The following is a 25,034-nucleotide window of genomic DNA, read 5'->3' as shown; positions in this document are numbered from 1 at the left end:
GCTGGTCTGTAAAACTATTATCGACTGTCATAATGAGCTGTATGGCAACGAGCGCAGGTCATACCTCTGATCGTGAGATTTACCAAGCATCAAGTAATGGTAATGCTTCTATTCTGATGATGTTAGATAACTCGATTAGTATGGGTCATAGTAGCGGCTTTGATAGTATCAAAGATGATTACAATATAGACCCAATACGGATAAAAGATTGCTTATTCTGTTTTCCAAGGTATATTACCTACGATAGAATGGAGCCACAGCGATTATATAATGACGAAGGGGTCGATGTTGGTCAGGTTAGCTACCGAGTTTATTATCGTACTAAAGATGGCCTGCCATACTATGATCGCATGTCGCGGTTAAAAAGGGCGCTCATTCCTTTACTTGCCAATCCCAAAAGTGATCAAGGGTTCGGTGCAGATGTTGACCTAACCAAATACAAGATTGGCGTAGGGAGCTTTTTGGGCAATGGCGGCAAGATAGATGCCCAAATCACTGATTTGACACTAGCGAATAGAAGAGTATTGATTAATAAAATAATTGCCTTAGAACCGACAACGACGACGCCCATAGCCAATGCTTACGCTGAAGCTGGCGCCTATATGCTAGGGACAAGAACCAACGCCAGCAATCCTTCCTATACTTCTTCGCCTATGCCTAATAGACCAGCCCAGTGTGATGGCTATGGGGTTTACTTTTTGACCGATGGTGAGCCTAACGGCGTTTTCTCAGAATCAAATACTCGAAGTCTAATGAATACCAGTTTAGTAGGCGGTTCTCGTTCAATCGGGAGTTCTTGTCAGTCGGGACTTGACTCTACCGGAACAGTATATCAAGATTCAGGGCAAGGTTCTCCGGGGTGGGAATGTATTGGTGAGTATGCCAAAGCACTATATAGCAAGGACAATGCCAAAAAAGATAATATCGCAACCGCAACCGTGGGCTTTGGTAACGTCTATAAGAAGCTCAAAGAAAAAGGGACAGTCCGCAAGGTTATCAATAGACCGGGTAAGCCTCCTGAAACGGTAGATGTCTATCAATGTGATGCATCAGGTATCAGCCAAGATGCCAAAAATTTATGCAAGCTTGGCGAAAAGGGTCAAGAACATGGTGAAGGCGGATTTTATTATACTGAAGAGTCTCAAGAAATAGCTGCCAGTGTCAAATCCTTTATCGCAGAAGTGGGAAGTACAGAGATTGAATCCATCTCCACAGGCACGATGTCTGTACCGCTTGATAGTCTAGGCGGTCTGAAGTCGCGTAAATTTGCTTATTTGCCGATTCTTGAACCGGTACCTGGCTCCCCGAAGCTATGGAACGGTAATCTCAAAAAGTACAATGTCGTGAATGGCACGTTAACAGGTGATGATGGTGATTTTGTCTTCGAAGATAATACGGGTTTGTTTGCCAAAAATACTCATGATATCTGGAATACGATTGGTATCGATCGTCCTGATACCACAAAACCTGATGGCGGTCTGCCACAAGTTGGGGGGGCATACCAACAGGTATTCGAAAATGCTAATGCACCGTTAGTGGGCGATAGGAATTTATTCGTCAATACAGGCAATAGTCTGACCAATCTCAAAGTTACCAATCAAAAGCCTATTAACTTTGAACCTTTGGCAGGCTATACCAATCCTCAAAAGCTGACGCTGCTTAATTTTATGGGGTATAGTGAACCATCAGATAAAACGATAAACAACAGCACGACGCTGACGTCATCCAAAAATAAGTTGTCAAAAAATATCGGTGGCGTCCTACATTCTACACCTCAGCTGATCACCCAATCGATAAAGGTTGATGCCTCTGGACAGTTCGACACTAGCACTCGTAAAGACTATATCATCTACGGCTCTATGGACGGCGCGCTGCATATGCTAGATGACAGTACGGGTAAAGAGACCTTTACTTTTGTTCCCAAACAAATCCTTGATTTGCAGCCAGATGCACTAGCGAGTAATGGTAATGGCACTGCGGTAGACGATAGCTATCCTTATGGCGTCGATGCCCCTTGGCTGACTTATGTATCGTACACGACCAAATCAAAGACTGAAGGTGAGGGTGAAGAGGCAAAGACGACCAATACTTATGAAGCGGCGCAAAGCTTCGCACTTGGCGGCTTACGTATGGGCGGTTCGATGTATTACGCTTTAGATGTCACCGATGTCGATGAGCCTAAAATGATCTATAGCGTTGGCTCCAACTATGCCAATCGCCAAAAAGGGCTCAGTACAGATGTAAAAGGCAACAGAAATGGTTCTATCGCTAGCATGGATGGGGCGACGCTTGAACAAAAAGCCTATGCGCGGATGGGACAGACATGGGGCAAACCGACCCTTGGCTATGTCAAAAGCGGTGGCGAGCGTGTCATGGTGAGTTTCTTACCAGGTGGCTATGATGACTGTTATGAAGATCCACAATTTAAGCTAGGAGATAACGCAGGAGCTGATTGCATTAAAACGGCGGCACAGGGTAATGCCATGTATATGGTGCAGATGGGAAAAGTTCAGATAGATGAAGATACTAATGAAGAGACGATAAAAACCTCTACTGATAGTGGTAAATTACTATGGTGGGCCAGTAATGAAGGTAATTCAGCAAACAGTACTTCTCGCAGTACCTCATTGCAATACTCTAGGGATGATGATTTAAAACACAGCATCGTCACCCAAGTGCGAGCGATAGACCGTAACTACGATGGTCTAACTGATCATATTTACTTCGCTGATCTAGGCGGGCAAGTATGGCGCGCTGATATCAACAATAATAAAGATACTGATAACTTCAAAGTAGACCGTGTGGTAAAAGTGCTAGACGTTAGCGATCAAGCGACTGGCACCACCGACACCGACACCGACGCGCCGCCCCGTATCTACGAGCGCCCACTGATTACGTTCTACAATGGAAAATATGACTATGAAGATGCGGCTGGCAACAAGGGTACATATTCAGGTGTACAGACAATGATAACGGTAGGGACGGGCGATCGTAGTAGCCCAGTATCGGCTAAGAGAAATACCCCTGATGCGCTATATACCGTTATCGACAAAGACGTCAGCCGCAGAGATCTGTTTGATTATGATAGTGATGCAGCCTCTACGATAAGCTTACGTACACCTGATGATGGCATAACAAGTAACGAGCTCAAACAGCTGACCTTTACTGAATCAGATATCGGTACAGACGGAATTAGACAAAACATGATTAACAATACAGTACAAGGCTGGTATATGCCCTTTACGTACTGGGATGATGGCGAAGTATCTGATACGGATCCATACAAGCTGAAGATGTTTAATGAGCCGGATGCTATCGCTGGCGTACTGATATCCTCGACATACAACCCTGATGAAGGGCAAGATATCCAAGCTTGTAGTGCAGGTGTCAAAGGCTCAACCCAGAGAGAGCGTACCTGCCTGCCCTATGGCAGTTGTTCGGAAGAACAGCCAACACCGCGTTCAACTTTCATTGCAGGTTCAGGTATCGTGGATAACATTATCAGCCAATACAACGATACAGCTGTGTTTTCAAGTCTAGTAAATCGCTGTGAGGGCGATGAGTGTGAGCCTGATCTCATTTGCCCAAGTGGCGATTGTAATGACAATAAGGATAAAGATGGGAATGATATATTCAAGGAATGTGTTGGCCTAAGTTGTGGCGTAGATGGAGGTATTAATACAGATAAACGTATCAATCCACTTAGTTGGATGGAACATTGATATGTTGTCTAAGAGTAGCCACTCGACCAGACAGATAGGCTTCACGCTGATAGAGATGATGGTTGTAGTTGCCATCATCTCTATATTGGCTGCCGTTGCCATACCAAGCTATCGCGCTTATATCATTCGCAATGCTGAAGCAGACGTACAGCGAAAAATGCTATCCTTGTCCGTTGAGCTTGAGCAATGGCGAGCAAAAGCACTGACCTATAAAGGTTTTAAGCCTCAGTCAGATAATATCGCCGACGCTACAGGCGCGATCAATCAGCCAGCGACCAATCCGCGCTACACTATCACGTTAGGTCATCTAGTAGGCAACCCGCCCTCAGCGACCTTTAGCACTTTGCATCAAGGTAGCGGCCGCGCTAACAACTGGATTATGGTAGCAACCCCTGTCGATCTAGTAGGCGCTGATAGTTTCTTATTATCAAGTCAAGGATTACGCTGCGCCAGTAATGATGCGTTTGATATTACAAAGGCGGATTGTATAGGAGCGACGACATGGTAGTGTCAGTATCATCAACAAACATATCGATCAAATATACCCGCCAAACTGGCTTTACTCTGATAGAGCTGATGATCGTCGTCGCCATCATCGGTGTACTCGCAGCGATTGCTTATCCTAGTTATCAGTCTTACGTCATAAAGACCAAGCGCGTCGATATGATGACGGAAATGCAGCAGATAGCATCAAGAATAGAAGCCAATAAAATCACATATAGACGCTATGATCGTATCCCGCTCAGTGAGATATTTAGCAATACGCTAACCGGAGCTAGTACCACTTTTCCAAACTCAGGAACGCCATTGTATAACGTGACTATCGCGCCGGTAAGTGGAACTAATTTAGGAGGCGAGCAATGGACGCTCACCGCCACCCCTATCAGTGGCACTAAAATGGCAACTGACAATGCCATGAAACTTAATGAAACTATGACTTTGGATAGTAGTGGAGAGAAATGTAGGGGTAGCGGTGCTAATAAGAATTGCGGCACAGGGGATGAATGGCGATAACTGACAAATTTAAGTCAGTCTAAGCAATAGCTGACAAAAAACGTCAAACAAAGTTACGCTTTGTTATATTAACCCCAGTTCGGGATAAGCGCTCAAAAAAAAGATAAAAAAGAAGTCCAAAGTTGCTAAAGTAAGTTTACCAAGACCACTTAAGCAAAAAGGACTTCTTACATGGACAACCTAACCGAACTATACTGCCATATTGACGACTTTTATCAGCAATTCAAACCTGAGTTTGACGCTCATTTAATCGCAACGGGACACCAAAGGTTAAGAGCATGCCAGATAAGTGTATCAGAGATGATGACCATCTTGATACTGTTTCATCAACTGCGGTATCGACAGTTTAAGTCTTTTTACTACCACCATATGCATGGCATGATGAAACGGGAGTTTCCAAACCTGCCGAGCTACTCGCGATTTATAGAGCTTGTGCCGCGCAGTATCATACCACTGTGCAGCTACTTGCAAAGCATGATGGGCGACTGTACGGGTATCAGCTATATTGATTCAACCAAGATAGCAGTTTGTCATAACAAGCGTATCTACCGTCATAAAGTCTTTAAGGGACTTGCAACCCGAGGCAAAAGCAGCATGGGCTGGTTCTATGGCTTTAAGCTGCACGCCATTATCAATCATAAGGGCGAGCTTGTATCTGTTAAAGTCACTGCGGGTAATACGGATGACAGAGTGCCTGTTAAGGATATGGCAACGCCTGTGTTTGGCAAGGTGTTTGGGGATAGAGGCTATATCAGTAAAGCCCTAAACGAGTGGCTCACAAAACACAGTGATACCACGTTGATAACCAAACTTCGGCGTAATATGAAACCCCAATTACTTGAGCCTATGGATGAGGCACTACTCAATCATCGCTCTTTGGTTGAAACGGTGTTTGGAGAGCTTAAAAACTTGTGCCAAATCGAACACTCACGCCATCGTAGTGTCACGGGGTTTATCACAAACTTGCTGTCAGGTTTAATTGCTTATTGCTGGTTTCCCTATAAACCCACCATCAAAAATATGCCTCAGCAGGGACAGGTAGCAATATTGTAAATAGTATCAATGAGTTACAATGTGGCTTATCCCGAACTGGGGTTACCGTAATAATGCGGTATTTGCACCAAATATTTTAGTGAGTGACAGTCAAAAAGAGTTTATTCAAGAACTAGAATATCAGCGCTTGGTACATTCTTATGCTCAGTTTGAAGATGGTGTAATTAATAGTACTAGCCGTTTACTTGGTGGGGCAGGAACCTATTTGCAGCTACAAAAAGACCGCGAGCAATTACTCACTGTATTTCCAAACCGTGATGAAGCGATTAAGCGCATGAAAAAAGGGGAAATTGCTTACAAACCGAGTCTTTTGGGTGCTTGTACTAATCCTGATTCTTGCGAAAAAATTTCATTTACTGCGATTACCAGTTGTTTGAGTTGTGCCCATGCTGTGTTTGATGCAACAAGTGCTGAAAAAATGCAAAAAGCGGTTCAGCGACTACAACGGCAGCGAGATATGCAAGTACAGAACAGTCTGATATACGGGCAAATGGACAGTGATATTCTGGCGCTGCATAAAATGATCCAAAAAATTCAAATTTTGAATATTGAGGTGTAAAATATGAGTGCACTTAATGATTATTACGCTGCTTTAGAGCGATTAAAAGCCAACAAACCAGAGGTTCTACCGAAAGGCTCTGCCATTAATAACGATACGGTTGCAATGGAGGCTGGACGAAAACGAGGCTCGATTAAGAAGAGCCGTCATGCTGCATTAATTGAGGCAATTGAGCAAGCTGCACAGGCAGCAGGGCAAAATGTTCTTTCGCCTGCCCAGCAAATTGAGCAAGCGAAAACTAAGACCAAAGCGGTGAAAAGTGATTATGAGCAGCTGAAAGAAGATTATGAAAAACTTTTGGAAAAGTGTAATTCTTTATTGCTAGAAAATTTTGAGCTGAGACAAAGTACTCGGACTATTTGATTGATATAGCCACTCAGTTTATGAACTTAGTGGCTTTTTAATAAACGGAGTTAAAAAATATGCCGTTAAACTTATTTCCACGGTCTTAAGTCTACTATTTTGATGATGCTTGCAGATTCTTTATTGACTAAAACCACCATATCTATAGATAATGCTTTCATTGGTAACCAATGATTTGCTTGAGGATACTTAGCAAGTACTGTATTCACCTGCTGTTTGTCGTTATATTGATATAAACCACTCAAAGGTAAAGCTCTTTTCCGTAAAGTTGCTTTTTCTTCATCAATATCAATATAACGTTCAGGACGCTGTGCGATCGAAAGCCCACCTAAAGCTTCTGCAAATAAGTCTTCATTTTTTTGTTGTACATCGTTGGTGACTTTTACTGCTGCCCATTGTGGACCCACCCAGCTTACTTGTGCAAATTCATCTTGAGGTGCTTTTTCGGATAGGACAAGATCATTATTACGGATGAGTTCAAAACGGTCTGTATTAAATACTACCCATGCAGGTCGTGCTTGCGCAATGTTATACACACCAAAAACAAGTGCCGCGATTTGAATTAAAATAATCACGCTAAGATCAAACTTGAGCGTTTTCTTTGCCTCTTTATAGACGACAAAACCAAGAATAGGACCTAAAATCACATCAATTGCAAGCAGCATTAAAAAAATATGTGTCACACCCACTGCTTTTGCCAAAGGAACCGGGTACCATATACCATATACCAAACCTAATATTACAAGTGCAATACAAAATGATATGGTTAAATGCCCCATAAAAAAACGTAAACGCTTTGACATTATTATGGTCTTCTATCTAAAAATAAAATCTCGGGGTTTAATGGTTCAATAAAAAAGCTGACCGAAGTCAGCTTTTTTACATCATGCATAATTAAGGGAATGATTGTTCTGTACGGCAAGTTGCAGGTAAGTATTTTGTTGGTGTCCCATTGGTACCACTTTGAGGACCACAAGACCACTCTGAAATACCAGCAGAAGCCACAGAATCAAATGTAAATTTACCATCTTCATTTGGAACTGGTGTACCTTTAAGAGGAGTCGTCGAATCGATCATTGGTGTCATAACGATAGCAGTATTAGACGCTTGCTTTAATTCAGGTAATGTTGATAATAAAATAGTGATCTGACCTGGAAGATTGGTAGAATTTACATCTACTTTTGCTACCATTTTAGAAGCACGTTCAGCAGGATCAGTTCCCGCAGCATCTTTACCTTGTTCACAACCCCAGTTACCTGCGCTTGGAACTACTCCATTTTGAATTGCTTCAGTCACGGCTGTACGACATGCAGAACCTGCAAGGATTGCTTCAGATACTTTCGCACGGACTGTATAGTCTTGGTAAGCAGGAAGTGCAACCGCCGCCAAAATACCAATAATAGCGACCACAATCATAAGTTCGATCAATGTAAAGCCTTTCTGTGCATTCATAACATTCTCCACAAATGTTTGTTAATTTAATTATAAGCTTTGTAAGCTATTTTAATAGTAGCACTAAACGTGCCAACTTTTATTATAGACAATTTACACAGAAAAACAGCATCTTATACATAAAAAAATTTAGACTATAAACTGCATTGTATATTTTTGTTAAAAAGTGACAAATTTTGTCAGGTTAAATCTTATACTTTGGACAAATATTGTCATTGTGTGATGCGTATCACATATATTCGGTTGTTCTTTTTTAGGTGTTGTGATGTCGTTCTTTATGTTGAAGTCTATCGCTTGAAATTTTCTGGATATAGTCGGGCGCTATTTCTGCCATTGCCATTGCCATTGCCAGTGCATCTCAATCTCACTCTTTACTGAGTTTATGACACGTTATTTCAGTTGTTTAAATTTGCGCGATTGAATCGCGTAACCGTTTTGCATTGGCAGGACTTTTGAGTAGGTACGCTGTTTCTTTAAAGGTATTACAATCATCTAGACTTATTATCACCACGGCTTGTTTATCTTCTCTATTAATAAGTACAGGTGCATGATCGTCTATAACGTAATCGAGTATATCCGCTAAATCGTCTTGCAGCTCAGCACATGTAATGACTTTCATTTCTGCTCCTTAAAAATTTTCTTTATCTAAAAGCTAGGTAGTCTGTTTTAATCGGGTAGGGACCTTATTTTGAGTTTGACATACTTCAACAAATTGCTTGAACTGAGCATGACTTAATTGAATGTGAGAGTGTTCTTGTAAAACTTGTGGTGCGTGATTTTGAATTAAATAAAAAAAACTCGGTGAGTGTAGCGTAGCCTAGAGTAGCGGCAGTTCGTTCTGCCAATTGCTTTGTTTCAGCATCTAGATGTATTTCTATACATTCATTGTTGGTCATCATTCATCTGTTTTTGAGCATAAAATTTTAAGGTCGGTAAGATACAAAAGTTTCTTTTGGTGATTAGACCTCTTGCAAAAGTACCGTTTTATTAGCCTTCGTTAACGGAGTATCAAGGGCTAGCAATGACTTATGCAAGAGATCTATTGCTCATTTTTAATTAGGCGGACTAAAACACGTTTTTAACACTTTACGCATTTTTTGAGGATATGGACAAACGTGAAAAATTTGTCGTTATAAAAGCATGTCTATATGGACAAAATATAAAATGGAGTAAATGAATAGAATTCAACAGTTTGGAGCGTGTCCATATAAAGTGACTTATGGAATGTGGCGCAGGGGTGACAGATTTTAGTCCTCGTGGGCTAAATATGCCAGCCCAGACCAAATATTGTCAGTTTAGTGTCACAGCTCCGCAGGCTGGCAGTACGACAGCAAATGCTATTATTTGCCGTATTCAAAACCTGCCTTATTTGCAAGCGCAGACGCTCAGCCTTGATTATTTAGCGGATGGGACGTGGCAATGTCAGGCAAGTGCGGGTATCAAAGACGCATATCTACCACAAGCTTGTCAGTAGTTATGATAAAAAACCACCGAACAGCAGTTGCCACTCGGTGGTTTTTATTGACGGGATTTCTATCCCCGCATCAAAGTGCGATCAGGCTGCCTACTTCTCTAAATACTGAATCTTACCCTCGACGCCGTCCCATTTGGCGGCTTCTGGCATCTGCTCTTTCATCTCTGTGATGTTTGGCCATTTTTGCGCCAGCTCTTCATTTAGCTGAGTGAACATCTCTTGCCCCTTCGGCACCTCGTCTTCTGAGAAGATGGCATTGGCCGGACATTCAGGCTCACATAGCGCGCAGTCGATGCATTCATCAGGGTCGATGACCAAAAAGTTTGGTCCTTCATAAAAGCAGTCCACAGGACAGACTTCCACACAGTCGGTGTATTTGCAAAGAATGCAGTTATCTGTAACGACAAAGGTCATAGTGATGTCTACCTGTTATTGATTTGGCTGATATGGTGCCTGTATCGTCAGCGCCTACCGCGGCGAGTATGACGGCGATCGCGATACTCACTCGTCGCGGCAGTCTGCTTAATGATGCACCATAGGGGCTAGAGTAACTAAAAAACTAGATTGACTAAAAACAAGCCACATTTTAGCGCCTTTATACTGATTTGACAATTCCCTTTAGTGACTAATGATATCCTTAAGATGATAGAGCAGGTCATGCGCTTGTTTGGGTGTTAGGTTGTCAGGGTTGATGGCCGCCAGCTCGTCTTGTAAGCTAAATAGCTGATTTTGCTGTGGAATATCTGCCGCTGCTTGCTCATGGCTTAGAGGGTTGGACTCTATGGTGGTCAGCGGTCTTTGATCGTCAAGCTGGCAATTATCCGTTCGCGACTTAGTTAAGTCGCTTTTGTCATCAACGGCTTGAGCGTCATCAACGCTTTGAGTATTCGCCACCATCGTTGGATGATCGCGCAAGTAGCGTTTGGCGTCACCAATCACCGATGGCGGAATGCCAGCCATCTTGGCGACATGTAGGCCAAAGCTAGAGCTGGCCGCGCCATCACGGATTTGGTGCAGCAGTAGTAATTGCCCATCGATTTCACTGGCGGCGACATGGACGTTACGAATACCTTTATTTTGCGCGGCCAATTGTGTCAGCTCAAAGTAGTGGGTGGCAAACAGGGTCAGGCAGCCGATCTCAAGCAGCCTATTGACACAAGCGTGGGCGATGGCCAGCCCGTCGGTGGTGGCGGTACCGCGGCCGACTTCATCCATGAGCACCAGTGATTTATCTGTCGCTTGGTTTAAGATATTGGCCGTCTCGATCATCTCGACCATAAAGGTAGATTTGCCGCCTGCCAGATCATCAGCCGAGCCAATACGGGTAAAGATGCGGTCGATATCACCGATGCGCGCGCTGGCTGCTGGTACAAAGCTGCCACAGTGCGCGAGCAAGACAATAAGAGCGGTCTGGCGCATATAGGTTGATTTGCCGCCCATATTGGGGCCTGTGATCATCAGCAGGCGCTCAGGATGTCCTTCTTTAGTATTGGCACTGCCCAGCGCGCAGTCGTTGGCGACAAAGGCATGGGCGCGCGCAGGCTTGCTAGTGTGTTGGCTGAGGTTTTGGCTAAAAGTCTGTGTTGCGCCTTGCGCGGCTGGGCTGCTGGTATTATCGGGGGTTAATGCCGCCTCGACCACCACATGGCGGCCTTGCTGGATGTCGATACTGCTCTGGTCGATACGGGTCTGGCTGCTGTTTTTTAACAAGTTGCCATCGTTTGAATCGTTAGTCATAACGGGACGTTGCCAATTATAAAGGGTCGCAAGCTGCGCCCAGTTGCTGAGCACATCTATTTGAGCGATGGCGGCGCTTAGCTGCTGCAATGCAGCCAAATGACTACTGAGTATCGTCAACAGCTCATGATATAGCTGTTTTTCGCGAGCCAGTGCTAAGCGTTGTGCGCTTAGGTATTCGGTCTCGACTTCTTTTAGCTCATCGGTGATAAAACGTTCACTACTCTTGAGCGTCTGCCGCCTGATAAAGTGCGCGGGTGCGTTTTTGGCTTGCATTTTTGGCAGTTCAAAATAAAATCCGCTGACTTTATTAAATCCGACTTTTAGACTGGGTAGCTGGTTGTCCTGACGGGCGCGCGCGACCATCTCATCTAGTGTCACTTGGATGTTGTCATGTAGGTGTGTGAGGCGATCAAACTCGGCGTCATAGCCTGCTGCCAGCATACCGCCATCCCGGATATGAGCAGGCGGCTCTGGGATAATGGCACGCTCGATCAGCTCGGCGACGGATTGTACCGCAGGTAGCTGTGCGGGCAATTGCTGCATGAGCATGGCCAGCAGTCCTGCCTGCTCGTGATGGATACCTGCTTGCTCTAATAAGGTGCTCAGCTGCGCGCTGCTGTTGATACCATCCACCAGTTTGCGCAAGTCTCGCGGTTTGGCGCTCATCAGGCCGATACGGCTGGTGATGCGCTCGATATCACCGATGGCGCTTAGCGTGTCGCGTATATAGCTGACCAGTGAGGGACGCTGTAGCTGCGGACTATGCGGACGACTGTGCTTGCTGCTGTCAGCTGGGTTGTCTGCTTGCAAAAGTTTGTCTATGGCGTCTAGGCGCATATTGATACGCGCATGCTGGCGCAAGGGGCGTTTCATTTGTTGCACCAGCAGGCGGCGTCCCATCGGCGTTTGGCAGTGACCCACGACCGAGACCAGCGATGTACCGCTGCTACTGACTGGAGCAAACAGCTCAAGGTTTTGCTGGCTACCGGCATCGATGATCAAGTAATCATCGCTAAACTCGACGATAAGCTGATTGACCTGCGGCACATGACGCTGCTGGGTTTGCTGCGCATAATGAATCAAGGCGGCACAGCTAGACTGGCTAAGCGGCGCGTCATGGATACCAAGCCCATCGAGACGCTGCACCCCAAACTGCTGACAAAGGGTGTCTGCGGCATGGGCGCGGTGAAAGTCATTGGCAGCGACTTCGATGATCGGGCAGTCTAGGTGTTGTCGCAGCCATAGCGGCCAGTCGGTATCAGCACTGCCAGTAGCATCGCTCAGTGCTTCGCTGATGATACATTCGCTAGGGGCGAAGCGGGCAAGCACCGTCAGCATCTGTGTTTGTAGGTCATCGTAGTCATCATGATTGGCGCTCAGACTCTGAGTGGTCAGGGTGCCAGCGGCTAAGTCGAGCTGACTGACGGCGGCCTGTAGGGGCTGCTTGCTGTTTGCTCGCGGCTGGGCGATATCGATTGCCACCACGGTCGGTGTGTGGTTGGGCGCGATCAGTGCGTCATCCGTGATGGTGCCTGCGGTCAGCGTTTTGACCACCTCACGGCGCATGATACCAGTGGCCTTGCTACTCTTTTTTTGTTTATCGCCCATCGCCGATGGGGCGGATGAGGGGCTGGCTGCATCGGTTGATGCGTCGTCCACTTGCTCACAGACGACCACTGTCTGACCTGCCGCGATGAGCCGCGCCATGTAGCTGTCGGCGGCATGAAACGGCACACCCGCCATGGCAATGGTATTGCCTGCTTTGTCGGTGCCGCGGCGCGTGAGCGTGATGTCTAGTATTTGTGCGGCACGCTTGGCATCATCAAAAAACAGCTCATAAAAATCACCCATCCGGTACAGCAGCAGCGCTTGTGGATAGTTGGCTTTCATGGTTAGATATTGCACCATCATCGGCGTGTGATCGGCCAAATGATAAACAGTATCGCCGATAAGTAGCTGATCGGCGTCTGCAGATTTGGCAGCGCTTGCCTTGGATAAAGGCTGTTTGGCCGCGGTATCTGTTGTGGGCGCAGGATGGCTAATACGAGCGTGCGGGGCAGAGGTGTTGACGGTCATGCAGAGTCTCTTATGGTACTTAAATGGGTTTGCTTAGAAAGAATGCGTATTTTTTAGAAAAAATCGAGGATGCAGGTTGGCAGTTATTTGCGTTTATTGATATCACCAAACAGCTATTAAATTAAGGGTATAGGCGCTATTTTAACACGTTCAGCGCTGTTTTTACGTCGGCAAATATCTGCTCACAGCCCTTGTATCCATCAGCGTCATAACCATATATAATGACGGCACACTTAATTGGGCGATACTTAGTTGGGCGCAGTATCATAAAATAGCGCGCAGTATTAGATAAACTGCGCCGAGTGACGACAAGCACCACGTAGGGTGCGACGCTAGGCATTGGCTAATGCGCACTAATTATCGAATATTTCCATAGGTCAAAAAATTATGTTATCAAAGATTATAGGCAGTGTGGTTGGCACCAAAAATGACCGCGAACTAAAACGCATGCGCCGCGTGGTCAGTAAGATCAACGCACAAGAGGCTGAGATACAAGCCCTGTCTGATGAGCAATTACAACAAAAAACTGCCGAGTTTAAAGCGCGGCACCAAAACGGCGAGAGCTTGGATGCGCTATTGCCAGAAGCGTTTGCTGTCTGCCGTGAGGCGTCATGGCGCGTCAATGGTATGCGCCACTATGATGTGCAGCTGATCGGTGGTATCACCTTGCACGAAGGCAAAATCGCCGAGATGAAAACAGGTGAAGGTAAAACCCTCATGGGTACCTTGGCCATGTATCTAAACGCCATCAGCGGCAAAGGCGTGCATCTGGTCACGGTCAACGACTATCTTGCGGCGCGTGATGCGGAGCTCAACCGCCCACTCTTTAACTTTTTGGGCATGACCGTCGGCGTGATTTACTCACAGCAGCCGCCACAAGAAAAAATCGACGCCTATCAAGCCGATATCACGTACGGTACCAACAACGAGTACGGTTTTGATTATTTGCGTGACAACATGGTGTTTAGCCTCGCTGAGAAAAAACAGCGTCCGCTGAATTTTTGTATCATCGATGAGATTGACTCAATCTTGATTGATGAGGCACGTACGCCGCTGATTATCTCAGGGCAAGCCGAAGACTCTTCACGCATGTATGCGCTGATTAACACCATCATTCCGCGGCTTAAGCGCTCAAAAGACGAAGAAGCCAATAAAAATAACGAAGATGAAGATTTTTGGATTGATGAAAAAAACCGTCAGATTGAGATTAGCGAAAAAGGCTATGAAAAAATCGAGCGTTTTTTAACAGAAGTCGGTGAGCTGGGCGAAAACGAGAGCTTGTATAGCCCAAGTCGCTTGCCGCTGCTCGCGCACGTCCAAGCCGCCATTCGCGCTCACCATGTGTTTGTCAAAAACGTCCACTATATCGTTGACGACGGTGAAATCATCATCGTCGATGAAAACACGGGCCGTACCATGCCCGGTCGCCGCTGGTCAGAGGGCCTGCACCAAGCGGTAGAAGCCAAAGAAAACGTCGAGATTCAGGCAGAAAACCAAACGCTTGCGACCACGACTTTCCAGAACTATTTCCGTCTTTATGACAAACTCTCTGGTATGACGGGCACGGCCGATACCGAAGCGGCGGAGTTTAAATCCACGTATGATTTAGACGTCGTCGTGATTCCAACGCACGAGCCGATCGCCCGTATCGATATGGACGATCAGATTTTCTTGACCAAGCTTGGCAAATACAAAGGCATCATCCGCGAGATCAAAGAGATTCAGGCCAAAGGTGCGCCGGTATTGGTCGGTACAGCGACGATTGAGGCCAGCGAAGAGTTGTCTTATCTGCTCGATCAAGAAGGCATCAAACACAACGTCCTAAACGCCAAGCAGCACGAGCGTGAGGCAGAGATTATCGCGCAGGCAGGTAGCCCAAAAGCGGTGACCATCGCCACCAACATGGCAGGCCGTGGTACCGATATCATCTTGGGCGGTAACTGGCAGTCGTTTATCGAAGACATCGATGCGGTCAGCCCAGAAGAGATGGCACGCCTAAAAGCAGAGTGGCAAGTCAAACATGACCAAGTCGTGGCCGCTGGTGGTCTGCACATCATCGGCTCTGAGCGTCATGAGTCACGCCGTATCGATAATCAGCTACGTGGCCGTGCCGGTCGTCAAGGTGACCCTGGCATGTCACGCTTCTTTTTATCATTAGAAGACGACTTGATGCGTATCTTCGCAGGCGACCGCGTGGTCAATATGATGCGCGCCATGGGATTAAAAGAAGACGAAGCCATCGAGCATAAGATGGTCTCAAAATCGATCGAAAACGCGCAAAGTAAAGTCGAAAGCCGCGACTTTGATGCCCGTAAAAACCTACTCAAATACGATGACGTCGCTAATGAGCAGCGTAAAGTCATCTATAGTCAGCGCGATGATTTGCTCGCAGAGATGGACTTAAAAGAGGCCATCGATGTCATGCATCATGAAGTCTATAATGCCATGATCGATCAGTTTATTCCGCCAGGCTCTATCGATGATCAGTGGAATATCGACGGTCTAGAGGATGAGCTAGAGGATGAGTTTAAAATCTCGATGCCGATTAATGATTGGCTGGATGAGGACCGCCGCTTAGATGAAGAAGGCTTACGTGCCAAAATCATCCAAACGGCATTGGATCGTTATCATACTCGCCGCGAGCAAATGGGCGAAAAAGACGCCGCCCAGCTTGAGCGCCACTTTATGCTGCAAAGTCTGGACAAGCACTGGAAAGAGCACTTAACCCAGATGGATCAGCTACGTAAAGGTATCCATCTGCGCGGTTATGCACAAAAAAACCCAGAGCAAGAGTACAAGCGCGAGTCTTTTGAGCTGTTTCAGATGATGCTTGGTGCTATCAAGTCTGAGACCGTACAAGACTTATCACGCGTACACATTCCGACCAAAGAAGAGTTAGAAGCACTAGAGGCGCAGCAGCGTGAAAACGCCGCGCAAATGCAGATGCAGTTTGAGCACAATGATGTCGATAACTTAGACAGCAACGCCGGTGCCGCGCAACCACCAGCGCAAAACCGTAACCAAGCAGCAGGCGCGGCCGCCGCTGGTATGACAGCCGGTGCTGCAGGTACGAATGCCAGTGCGAGCGCTGCTGGGGAAAACCCATACGCAGGTATGAATATCAGCCGTAACGCGCCTTGTCCTTGCGGCTCAGGCCTGAAGTACAAGCAGTGCCACGGCAAGATCTAGGCATATCAAGCAGTTCAAATGAGATGTTTATAGGCCCTTGTCTTGCTCAGATAGGGGCTTTTTTATGAGAAGGGTTAGGACACCAAGAGAGACGTTAAGTGTCTTTTTTGGCTTGCAGACAGCCTCTAGAAACAGGTAAATGCTCACTGTTTTTGTATGGATTGTTTACAAATTGTACATAGGCGTGCATTTAGGGACACGCTATAGTATTTAACATATTTGTTTTGGAGAGTGTGATGAACGTAGAATTATTAAAACAATTTCGAACCTCTGTCGTTTTAACGGGCTTATTGGCTGGCATCATGACTGTCAGCGCTTGCCAAAAACAGCAAGAAACTGAGCCCAGCCTAGAAGAAAGCATCAGCGAAGAGCAATCTGTACCGATGTCTGCTGAGCCTGCCGAGCCAAATGATATGGTAATGGACGCACCAGCTGATGAGGTGGCAGATGATACGGTCGCGATGGTCAATAGTGGTGTCACTCAGATGACCTACTCATGCTCGCCAGCACTAGAGGTAAAGGCAACTTATAAAGACGCTGATAATCAAGTGGTCATCGAAACTGCCAATGGCACTGCGACTTTGACCAAAACCAATGATGCGAGCAACCCAGAAGTTTTCAATCTCGATACCGCTATCGATGGTGGCGTAGGGTTTGTACAGTGGCGTGTGGCGCATACAGAGCGTGAGACAGGTATAATGCGTACCGCTGGTGCCGATGCCGATAATGTCAGCACTTATGAATGTAAAAAATCAGCCGAGCCTAGCGCCGATGAGTCAGCTGCCTAACCATGCCGTCGTGATTTTATCATTAGACAGCTAACCAACTAAACAGCTAACCAGCAGTAAGAGTGAGTCTACAGCTAGACAACAGCTGATACCCTTATATGGTTATATTTAGATTTTACGACTAAGCATTGATTCGATACTGTACGCAAAAAGCAACGCTAACACAGCGTTGCTTTTTTTTGCCGTATTGCCTTGTATTGTCTTTACGTCGTCAGCTTGCTTATCGTGGGCTTCTGATAAAGCTGCTATAGTTAATGCACATTAAGATGCGCATATCGGTTTTATTTTGAATTGGCTTTATCATCAGTGGCATCATGCTCATGAGCCAAAAACCCTTCTTCGGTGACATCAAGCTCTTCATGCTTCAAGGTTACCTGAATACTATCGGTATGGGTATGTGTGGTTTTGTTGACATCAATTTCTTGTATGGCAAATGTCTCCTTGGTAATGGTGGCAACTTGACGAGACAAAACGATCTCAAGCGGTGCTTCATCGATCTCAATCTGCTGGCCATTGACCGTCACTACCGCTTTGCTATCTAGCGCAGGCTCGACGTGACGCAAAATATCTTTATCATCGTACTGACCTGATAGTAAGTCTTGGCTTTCGACATCATGGTATTCAGTACGAATGGTAAGATACTCTTCTACCAGCTCTATCGGCACATCAATGGTCTTGGTGCGACGGTGTTTGGTCACTATGACTTTGCCGACATCAAGACGCTCTTTGTTGACCACAGGGCGCTCTTCTAGCAGCTCTAAATGACCAACCTCTTGTGATGAGGTATGCCGGTCAGCTGCTGGATCTGTATCTTCGGCCATCGGCGTGGTGTTTTTATGAAGAGGAGTGGCTGATGTAGAGATGCCATTATCTTTTGATGGGTCGCGGTTGGAGTCGGTGACGGCATTAGGGTCAGTGGTCATTTTGATATCCTTATATGGTGAAATACTATCAATGTCATGGCGCAAGCAAGATCGATATGCGACTTGTGAAAGCCAGAAAAAAGGCCAGAGACATGCTCTGGCCTTTTTTTTTGCTAAGTGGCGCTGCTTCCTATGTCATAGTGCAGCCGTACTTAGCTGTAAATGGCAACTATAACTGGTGTACTTATCATATTATTATAACCAATCAGGGAGTAGGCCAGTATAAGGCTGTTGTGGATTACATACCGCGAGCACGGCGTACATCTTCGGCAGTGATGTCATCACGATTGACGATGTTGCCTTCACGGTCTACCACATTACCGTCACGGTCAATATCTAGCTCTTCGCGCTGAATGGTTTCGACGATCGTCTCCGTATGGCGCTCAGTTGTCTTACCAACGTTGACTTCTTCTGCCACATAAGTGTCTTTGCCCACACGTGCACGCTCTGCTTCTAACTCAACTTCGATAGTTTCATTACCATCAACATCTCCGATGCGGCGATCTGTTGGGCGATCGACATTAGTACGCTGAATATTGGCGTGCTCTTCTTCTAGCTCGACATCGACGTTGCGCTCTTCTGTGACCACATGTTTACCGACTTTGACCAGACCTGCTACGATGCGATCTTTATTGACGGTTAGACGCTCTTCTAGTAGCTCTAGAGTATTTGGCGCCTCATAAGCATGATCAGCAATTTCCATACGCTCATCTGCTGGTACGCTATCTGCGACAAAGGCTTGGCGGTCTTTTTCGTACTGCTCTTTGTAGCTGTACTGATAGTCATGGTCGTATACTTCCATCGCTTCGACTTGCGCTTCTGTTAAGCTGTCGAAGAATACATCGTCACCGACGATACGTGCCAGACCTGCTGGGACAAGGACTTCTTTTGAGCTAAACCAGCCGCCTACATCTACAATCAAATAACGAATACGGCCTGTGGTGTCCTCTACCAGTGCACCTTCGATTTTACCGATTTTTTCTTCATTGACGCCATAGGCAGTCTTGCCCGTTGGGTCGTAGTAGTCATCACCGATTAGGTCGCGGTGTGTGGCTTGGATGTCTTTTAAACGGATTAGCTGGCTCATTATTGTCTTCCTTTTTTGTGAGTTTATTATTGATTATTAAAATGACAGCGTTTGGTTAAGTCATTGAATGTTACCTTGGTAGTTGCTGCCTCAACTTGTAATTATCGTAACACCCTGATTTTAGATGAGATATATAAGCAAGGTAGCAAAGTGTGCGCTTGAAGTAATGGCGTGTAATAGGCTGTAAGTGGCATAACAGAGTAAGGGGTACAAGTTAACGCGTTTTTACACGGTGCAATAATTTGGCCATTTTGGGAAATGACAGGCATAAAAAAACCGCAGAGCATATCGCCGTGCGGCTTTGATACATTTAAGAGCTTGATGTATTAAAGAATAAGCAGCCTGACTGCTATTAAGGCTTATATTAATCTAAATAGGTTCCTTATTAATCAGGCAGTTGCTGATTAAGCAAGCTCGATGGCTACCGCCACGGCTTCGCCGCCACCGATACATAAGGTCGCCACGCCTTTTTTGCCGCCTGTACGCTTAAGTGAGTTGATTAAAGTGACCAAAATACGCGCGCCAGAGCATCCAACTGGATGACCAAGAGCACAAGCGCCGCCTTCGACGTTGACTTTGGCATGGTCGATATTAAGCTCGTCCATCGCCGCCATCGTGACCATAGCAAAGGCTTCGTTGATCTCCCAAAGATCGACATCAGCGATTGACCAGCCAGCATTAGCAAGGACTTTTTCGATGGCGCCAATCGGTGCAATGGTAAACTCGCTTGGATGACGAGAGTTAGATGCGGTGGCGATGATACGTGCTTGATAGTCACGACCTTCTTCTTTGGCTTGTGATTCTTTCATCAACACGACTGCTGCTGCACCGTCTGAGATTGAGCTGGCGTTTGCGGCGGTAATGGTACCGTCTTTGGCAAATGCTGGGCGCAGGGCAGGGATGCGCTCGGCGTTGGCCAGACCTGGCTGCTCATCGGTATCGACCGTTTGCTCGCCTTTGCGGGTTTTAAAAGTAACGGCTTCGATCTCATCTTTAAAGTGATCGTCTTTGATTGCTGTCAGCGCACGATTGAGCGATTCGATGGCAAACTCGTCCATTTGCTCACGTGTATAGCCTTTTTCGTCAGCCATTTCTTGGGCAAACATGCCCATCAGCTTGCCCGTTTCTGCGTCTTCTAAACCATCTAAAAACATATGGTCTTTGACTTCTTTGTGCCCCATACGGTAGCCTGCGCGCGAGCCTGGCATGATATAAGGAGCGTTGGTCATCGACTCCATACCACCTGCGACTGCGACCTTAAAGCTGCCCGCTTTGATGCCATCGTGAGCCTGCATGACCGCTTTTAGGCCTGAGCCGCACAGTTTATTGATAGTGACTGCGCCCGTCGCATCAGACAAGCCGGCGTTGCGCATCGCTTGGCGGGCAGGACCCTGACCTAAGCCTGCTGTTAAAATACAGCCCATAATGACTTCATCAATACTGTCGACATCGACACCTGAGCGCTCGACAGCGGCTTTGATCGCCGCCCCGCCAAGCTCGGTTGCGCTCACATCTTTTAGCGAGCCTTGAAAACCGCCCATAGGAGTACGGGCACCGTTTAAAATCACAATTGCATCATTTGACATCGTTATTATTCCTTTTTACGTATTTAAATGAACGTGTGGCACTTTTTGGCCAAACGCTGACAGGCTAGCAGCTATCCATCTTGCTACTGTTTACGCTAGCTCATCTAGGCGAATGCGTACTACTTTATCAGTAATTGTGTCTAGTTTTTCGATTTTTTCGATGGCCAGATTCATGCGGCGCTCAACCACAGGCAGCGTCAAGATAATGACAGGCACCTGACCAACCTTGTGCGCCGGTTTCTGCAAAATCGCATCGATATTGATACCTGCATCGCTGAGGATACGCGTGATATCGGCCAGCACTCCTGGGCTATCATAAGCATGGACGCGCAAGTAGTAACCCGTAGTCATCTGCTCGGCGCGTAGGATCGGTGTGTCGGATAATTGCTCAGGGATAAACGCTAGGTGCGGCACATGGTGACCGTTGTTGCTTGTATCGTCGGCATCCTTGCTACCTAACACACGTACCAAGTCCATGACATCTGCCATCACCGCCGACGCGGTCGCGCCTGCACCGGCACCATCACCGCAGTATAAGGTCTGCCCGAGTGGGTGTGAATTGACCAAGACTGCGTTTTTTACGCCATTGACATTGGCCAAAAGAGCGTCTTGCGGGATGAGGGTCGGATGGACACGCAGCTCGATACCAGTCGCAGCATCGTCGCCTGTGCCATCACGGCGCACCGCAAAACCTAAATGCTTGATACGATAGCCCAGCTCTTCGGCATAGTTGACGTCTTGTAAGGTGATACCTGTGATGCCTTCGCAATATACCTTATCAAACTGTAGCGGGATACCAAAGGCGATAGAGGCCAATAAGGCCAGCTTATGCGCCGCATCGATACCCTCGACATCGAACGTTGGGTCGGCTTCAGCATATCCTAATGCTTGGGCTTCGCTCAGTACATCAGCAAACGGGCGACCCTTATCACGCATTTCTGTCATGATAAAGTTGCCCGTGCCGTTGATGATGCCGGCCAGCCACTCTACTTTATTGGCCGCCAAGGCTTCACGCATCACTTTGATGATTGGAATACCACCTGCGACTGCTGCCTCGTATGCCACATGGACATGGTGCTCTTCTGCAAAAGCAAAGATCTCATTGCCGTGTTCGGCGAGTAAGGCTTTGTTTGCGGTAACCACATGCTTACCGTTTTTGATGGCATGCATGATGACTTCGCGGGCGAGTGTGGTGCCGCCGATCACCTCGATCACGATGTCGACATTGTCGCTTGCCGCAATTGCCATCAAGTCACTGCTTTGCATGATATTGGGATCAATATCATCACGATGACGGCGCGTACCCACTTCGGTAATGGTAATGTCTTGGCCGCTGCGGCGTTTTAGCTCATCTAAATTGTCATTGATTAGATTGATCACGCCCGTTCCGACGGTGCCTAGACCAAGTATCGCTAGTTTGATGGAATGACTCACAGTATCCTCAAGAGGTTAAATATAAGACGCCCAGCATAACACTGCTATCAGATAAATGCGCTGGTCGTATCGAGCATACGGTGGGCGCAAATGTCGTTTGTGATAGGGTTATCAAGGCGTCATTATCGTTGAATAAAAAAGACTCACATTGATGTTTACACTACGGTTGTGTTGCTGATGTTTTATGACGCTTCATCGTATCATACCGACATGCAGTTGTGACGTCTACCCAAACTGACTGTCGCCAAAGTCAACGATATGACAGCAGCGTGTTAGCTGGCGTCAATCGCTGTTTGTGCCAACTGCTCAGCCGGTAGATAGCCACCGATTTGCTGGCCAGACTCCGTAAAGATAGCTGGCGTACCGCGCACGCCCAATCTTGCGCCTAGTGCCATATGCGCTGCGACTGGGTTTTCGCAACTAGGCGCTTGCACGTTGGCACCCATTTTTGCTTGATTCATAGCAGCATGGCGATCTTGGCTGCACCATATTGCCTCCATTTTGGGTACCGATGCTTGGCTACGAGGCCACGCCAAATAACGCACTTCGATACCGCGCGCATTGATATCAGCCATCTCTTCATGCAGCTTGGTGCAATAAGGGCAGTCGGCATCGGTAAACGAGTAGACCACCGCTTTGGTCTCACCCTTGGCTGGGTAAATAATCAGCTCGTCTTTATCGACCGCTTGCAATGCTTTTTGGGCGGTATTGGCCACCAATGCGGCGCTGATATCGACCGGCGCGCCGTCACCGACCGCGATGATCTGACCTTGAATGATGTGCTTGCCCGACTTATCCGTAAAAAAAGATGGCAGCCCTTCAGCGGTCGCCCAATAGATACCGTCCATATCTGTCGGTACGGCTGAGAGGATAGTCTCCTCAATCCCTGAGGTTTTTAGGTTTTCTTGTAACGCGCTGACCACCGCTGCATCGCTCTCTGCCGATACCGTCTTGGTATTTGCCTGAGTGCTATTGACCACACCGGTGTTGCTGGTGGCATCGGCGGCATTGTTTGAGCAGCCAGCAGCAATGGCGACCAATAACGCCCCCACCATAAAGCGTGATAGGCGGGTTTTGCGAAATCCAATGACAGCGTGGGCTTTTTGGGTGATAGAGGATGACATATTAGTTTCCTGTAGGCATTGCGCCTAATCATAAATGCGTCGGCATAAAACAAATAAACGCTATTGCGTGCAGTATGGGGCAACGTGAGAAAACTGCCGCCATCATGCCAGACTGTGATCGTGGATATAGCGCTTATCAATGAAAGTTAAAAGTTTCAATATAAAGGGGTTTTTCTCTCAAGTAAGAAACGTCCCCACTTGATAATGCCGCTTATCTTAACATATTTATCAACCAGTGCCTGATATCCACATCCTTCTAGGGCGTGGATATCAGGCGTCAGTCATTGTCGTCCAGTATGGCGAACCCCTTGATACCCAGCTGTATTGAGATCATAATTACTCCATGAAAACGCTCAAGCTACGCATCAAAGACAAACACGCCACTCAGCTCAATATCTTGGCTGGGTCGGTCAACTTTGTCTGGAATTATGTTAATGAGCTAAGTTTTAAACATTTACGGCGCACAGGTCAATTCTTTTCAGCTTATGATTTGGCCGCTTATACCAAAGGCAGTGGCGAGTATTTAAACTTGCACAGCCAAACTCTACAAGCCATCTCTGAAACCCATGCCAAAAGCCGAAAACAGTTTAAAAAAGCCAAACTCAACTGGCGCACCAACAACCCAAATGCCAAGAGAAGAAGTTTGGGCTGGATTCCTTTTAAAAAGACAGCCATAAAATACCTATCAACTCGTCAGTCTGGCAAGAAAAGCCTTAAATCTACTATTCAGCTAAGCCTTGCTAAAGGCAAAAAACTTACTATAGATCTATGGGACAGCTATAACCTAGCCCTGTATAGCATCAACACCTGTGAGCTGGTACAAGATGCACGAGGCAGATGGTATGCCTGTATCACCGTCAAAGAATTTCCAAAGATTAAGTGTGGTACTGGCCAAGCCGGTATTGATCTAGGCTGCAAAGATTCAGCAGTCAGTAGTGATGGTGATCAGTTACAAATCAAAGTCACCCATCAATACGCCGAAAAACTGGCCATTGCCCAACGTGCTAAAAACAAAAAGCGAGTTAAGGCGATACACGCCAAGATCAAAAATACCCGTCAAGATCTGATCCATAAATTCACATCAAAGCTTGTTAAAGCCAACAGCCTAATTGTTGTTGGTCAAATCAAATCAACATCATTCACTTCATCCAAACTGGCCAAATCCGTCTATGATGCTGGTTGGTTTGAAATTAAGCGGCAACTGGATTATAAATGCGCGAACGCAGGTTGCCACTATATCGAAGTCAATGAAGCGTACAGCACCCAAACCTGCTCGTGTTGCGGCTCCCGCCAAGACAGTCCGAAAGGTAGAGAAGGTCTTGGTATAAGAGAGTGGTTTTGTCGTTCTTGTAAAACGACCCATCAACGTGACGTTAATGGAGCAAAAAACATTCTCGCGGTCGGGCTTGGCCGTCTTTAGTAGGAATCCCCTCACTTTAGGGAGGGGAGG

General features: G+C 46.6%; 20 protein-coding genes and 1 pseudogene. 10 read left to right on the top strand and 11 right to left on the bottom strand.

Going from position 1 to position 25,034, the window contains the following annotated elements; genetic code table 11:
• Window positions 1–41: 41 nt before the first annotated feature.
• The 6 genes and pseudogenes from JMX98_RS02030 (at window position 42) to JMX98_RS02005 (ending at window position 6,711) form a co-directional block, all read left to right on the top strand.
• Window positions 42–3,722 (top strand): hypothetical protein, encoded by a 3,681-nt coding sequence (locus tag JMX98_RS02030; protein ID WP_201584217.1) that lies wholly within the window; start codon window positions 42–44, stop codon window positions 3,720–3,722.
• A gap of 1 nt (window position 3,723) precedes the next feature.
• On the top strand, window positions 3,724–4,230 hold the full coding sequence (locus JMX98_RS02025; RefSeq protein ID WP_201584214.1) for a type IV pilin protein: 507 nt from the start codon (window positions 3,724–3,726) through the stop codon (window positions 4,228–4,230).
• Complete coding sequence (locus JMX98_RS02020; RefSeq protein WP_201584212.1) at window positions 4,224–4,736, top strand: type IV pilin protein; 513 nt, start codon at window positions 4,224–4,226, stop codon at window positions 4,734–4,736. The genes JMX98_RS02025 and JMX98_RS02020 overlap by 7 nt, the downstream gene beginning before the upstream one ends.
• Before the next feature lie 171 nt (window positions 4,737–4,907).
• The gene (locus JMX98_RS02015) at window positions 4,908–5,789 is read left to right on the top strand and encodes an IS982 family transposase (RefSeq protein WP_201584209.1); all 882 of its coding nucleotides are present in this window, start codon (window positions 4,908–4,910) and stop codon (window positions 5,787–5,789) included.
• A 43-nt stretch (window positions 5,790–5,832) separates the two neighbouring features.
• A pseudogene (locus JMX98_RS02010) lies at window positions 5,833–6,348 on the top strand (hypothetical protein); the annotation flags it as partial.
• Window positions 6,349–6,351: 3 nt separating this feature from the next.
• Complete coding sequence (locus JMX98_RS02005; RefSeq protein ID WP_201584207.1) at window positions 6,352–6,711, top strand: hypothetical protein; 360 nt, start codon at window positions 6,352–6,354, stop codon at window positions 6,709–6,711.
• Window positions 6,712–6,782: 71 nt separating this feature from the next.
• On the opposite strand, the gene tfpZ is transcribed toward JMX98_RS02005, so the two are convergent.
• The 4 genes from tfpZ to JMX98_RS14045 form a co-directional block, all read right to left on the bottom strand.
• Window positions 6,783–7,514, bottom strand: coding sequence for a TfpX/TfpZ family type IV pilin accessory protein (tfpZ, locus tag JMX98_RS02000; protein WP_201584205.1), 732 nt, complete (start codon window positions 7,512–7,514; stop codon window positions 6,783–6,785).
• Window positions 7,515–7,605: 91 nt separating this feature from the next.
• Window positions 7,606–8,163 (bottom strand): pilin, encoded by a 558-nt coding sequence (locus JMX98_RS01995; protein WP_201584204.1) that lies wholly within the window; start codon window positions 8,161–8,163, stop codon window positions 7,606–7,608.
• Window positions 8,164–8,566: 403 nt separating this feature from the next.
• Window positions 8,567–8,782, bottom strand: a complete 216-nt coding sequence (locus tag JMX98_RS01990; protein WP_201584201.1) for a type II toxin-antitoxin system Phd/YefM family antitoxin — start codon at window positions 8,780–8,782, stop codon at window positions 8,567–8,569.
• A 33-nt stretch (window positions 8,783–8,815) separates the two neighbouring features.
• A complete protein-coding gene (locus JMX98_RS14045) occupies window positions 8,816–8,905 on the bottom strand; it encodes a hypothetical protein (RefSeq protein ID WP_265089347.1) in 90 nt (29 codons plus the stop codon).
• Between the two features lie 477 nt (window positions 8,906–9,382).
• Here JMX98_RS14045 and JMX98_RS01980 point away from each other — a divergent pair, with 477 nt between their 5' ends.
• Complete coding sequence (locus JMX98_RS01980; RefSeq protein WP_201584199.1) at window positions 9,383–9,637, top strand: pilin; 255 nt, start codon at window positions 9,383–9,385, stop codon at window positions 9,635–9,637.
• 90 nt (window positions 9,638–9,727) lie between these two features.
• Here the strand turns inward: JMX98_RS01980 and fdxA are convergent, their stop codons facing one another.
• A complete protein-coding gene (fdxA, locus tag JMX98_RS01975) occupies window positions 9,728–10,051 on the bottom strand; it encodes a ferredoxin FdxA (RefSeq protein WP_011279554.1) in 324 nt (107 codons plus the stop codon).
• A gap of 204 nt (window positions 10,052–10,255) precedes the next feature.
• Window positions 10,256–13,453 (bottom strand): DNA mismatch repair protein MutS, encoded by a 3,198-nt coding sequence (mutS, locus tag JMX98_RS01970; RefSeq protein WP_201584196.1) that lies wholly within the window; start codon window positions 13,451–13,453, stop codon window positions 10,256–10,258.
• Window positions 13,454–13,840: 387 nt separating this feature from the next.
• Here mutS and secA point away from each other — a divergent pair, with 387 nt between their 5' ends.
• On the top strand, window positions 13,841–16,642 hold the full coding sequence (gene secA, locus JMX98_RS01965; RefSeq protein WP_100748830.1) for a preprotein translocase subunit SecA: 2,802 nt from the start codon (window positions 13,841–13,843) through the stop codon (window positions 16,640–16,642).
• Window positions 16,643–16,878: 236 nt separating this feature from the next.
• Complete coding sequence (locus tag JMX98_RS01960; RefSeq protein WP_105244729.1) at window positions 16,879–17,430, top strand: hypothetical protein; 552 nt, start codon at window positions 16,879–16,881, stop codon at window positions 17,428–17,430.
• Window positions 17,431–17,711: 281 nt separating this feature from the next.
• Here the strand turns inward: JMX98_RS01960 and JMX98_RS01955 are convergent, their stop codons facing one another.
• The 5 genes from JMX98_RS01955 to JMX98_RS01935 form a co-directional block, all read right to left on the bottom strand.
• Window positions 17,712–18,353 carry a YsnF/AvaK domain-containing protein gene (locus JMX98_RS01955; RefSeq protein WP_201584194.1) on the bottom strand — a complete coding sequence of 214 codons (642 nt, stop codon included), beginning with the start codon at window positions 18,351–18,353 and terminating at the stop codon, window positions 17,712–17,714.
• Window positions 18,354–18,591: 238 nt separating this feature from the next.
• Window positions 18,592–19,440: a DUF2382 domain-containing protein gene (locus JMX98_RS01950; protein ID WP_201584192.1), complete on the bottom strand. Its 849-nt coding sequence runs from the start codon at window positions 19,438–19,440 to the stop codon at window positions 18,592–18,594.
• A gap of 404 nt (window positions 19,441–19,844) precedes the next feature.
• Window positions 19,845–21,026: a thiolase family protein gene (locus JMX98_RS01945; protein ID WP_201584190.1), complete on the bottom strand. Its 1,182-nt coding sequence runs from the start codon at window positions 21,024–21,026 to the stop codon at window positions 19,845–19,847.
• A 90-nt stretch (window positions 21,027–21,116) separates the two neighbouring features.
• Entirely contained in the window at window positions 21,117–22,460 is a 1,344-nt protein-coding gene (locus JMX98_RS01940; protein WP_201584188.1) for a homoserine dehydrogenase, read from the bottom strand.
• Window positions 22,461–22,732: 272 nt separating this feature from the next.
• Window positions 22,733–23,584, bottom strand: a complete 852-nt coding sequence (locus JMX98_RS01935) for a DsbC family protein (protein WP_201584186.1) — start codon at window positions 23,582–23,584, stop codon at window positions 22,733–22,735.
• Between the two features lie 343 nt (window positions 23,585–23,927).
• Here JMX98_RS01935 and JMX98_RS01930 point away from each other — a divergent pair, with 343 nt between their 5' ends.
• A complete protein-coding gene (locus JMX98_RS01930; protein ID WP_201584184.1) occupies window positions 23,928–25,004 on the top strand; it encodes an RNA-guided endonuclease InsQ/TnpB family protein in 1,077 nt (358 codons plus the stop codon).
• Window positions 25,005–25,034 lie beyond the last annotated feature (30 nt).

The sequence above is a fragment of the Psychrobacter sp. HII-4 genome, assembly GCF_904846595.1.
GTDB lineage: Bacteria > Pseudomonadota > Gammaproteobacteria > Pseudomonadales > Moraxellaceae > Psychrobacter > Psychrobacter celer.
The sequence above is the reverse complement of the archived record's forward strand: the minus strand, read 5'-3'. Positions and strand labels throughout refer to the sequence as shown.

Bases quoted from the DNA above. Each gene is read 5' to 3' on its own strand.
- JMX98_RS02030 (WP_201584217.1), top strand. From the start codon at position 42: ATGGCAACGAGCGCAGGTCATACCTCTGATCGTGAGATTTACCAAGCA.
- JMX98_RS02025 (WP_201584214.1), top strand. From the start codon at position 3,724: ATGTTGTCTAAGAGTAGCCACTCGACCAGACAGATAGGCTTCACGCTG.
- JMX98_RS02020 (WP_201584212.1), top strand. From the start codon at position 4,224: ATGGTAGTGTCAGTATCATCAACAAACATATCGATCAAATATACCCGC.
- JMX98_RS02015 (WP_201584209.1), top strand. From the start codon at position 4,908: ATGGACAACCTAACCGAACTATACTGCCATATTGACGACTTTTATCAG.
- JMX98_RS02005 (WP_201584207.1), top strand. From the start codon at position 6,352: ATGAGTGCACTTAATGATTATTACGCTGCTTTAGAGCGATTAAAAGCC.
- tfpZ (WP_201584205.1), bottom strand. From the start codon at position 7,514: ATGTCAAAGCGTTTACGTTTTTTTATGGGGCATTTAACCATATCATTT.
- JMX98_RS01995 (WP_201584204.1), bottom strand. From the start codon at position 8,163: ATGAATGCACAGAAAGGCTTTACATTGATCGAACTTATGATTGTGGTC.
- JMX98_RS01990 (WP_201584201.1), bottom strand. From the start codon at position 8,782: ATGAAAGTCATTACATGTGCTGAGCTGCAAGACGATTTAGCGGATATA.
- JMX98_RS01980 (WP_201584199.1), top strand. From the start codon at position 9,383: ATGGAATGTGGCGCAGGGGTGACAGATTTTAGTCCTCGTGGGCTAAAT.
- fdxA (WP_011279554.1), bottom strand. From the start codon at position 10,051: ATGACCTTTGTCGTTACAGATAACTGCATTCTTTGCAAATACACCGAC.
- mutS (WP_201584196.1), bottom strand. From the start codon at position 13,453: ATGACCGTCAACACCTCTGCCCCGCACGCTCGTATTAGCCATCCTGCG.
- secA (WP_100748830.1), top strand. From the start codon at position 13,841: ATGTTATCAAAGATTATAGGCAGTGTGGTTGGCACCAAAAATGACCGC.
- JMX98_RS01960 (WP_105244729.1), top strand. From the start codon at position 16,879: ATGAACGTAGAATTATTAAAACAATTTCGAACCTCTGTCGTTTTAACG.
- JMX98_RS01955 (WP_201584194.1), bottom strand. From the start codon at position 18,353: ATGACCACTGACCCTAATGCCGTCACCGACTCCAACCGCGACCCATCA.
- JMX98_RS01950 (WP_201584192.1), bottom strand. From the start codon at position 19,440: ATGAGCCAGCTAATCCGTTTAAAAGACATCCAAGCCACACACCGCGAC.
- JMX98_RS01945 (WP_201584190.1), bottom strand. From the start codon at position 21,026: ATGTCAAATGATGCAATTGTGATTTTAAACGGTGCCCGTACTCCTATG.
- JMX98_RS01935 (WP_201584186.1), bottom strand. From the start codon at position 23,584: ATGTCATCCTCTATCACCCAAAAAGCCCACGCTGTCATTGGATTTCGC.
- JMX98_RS01930 (WP_201584184.1), top strand. From the start codon at position 23,928: ATGAAAACGCTCAAGCTACGCATCAAAGACAAACACGCCACTCAGCTC.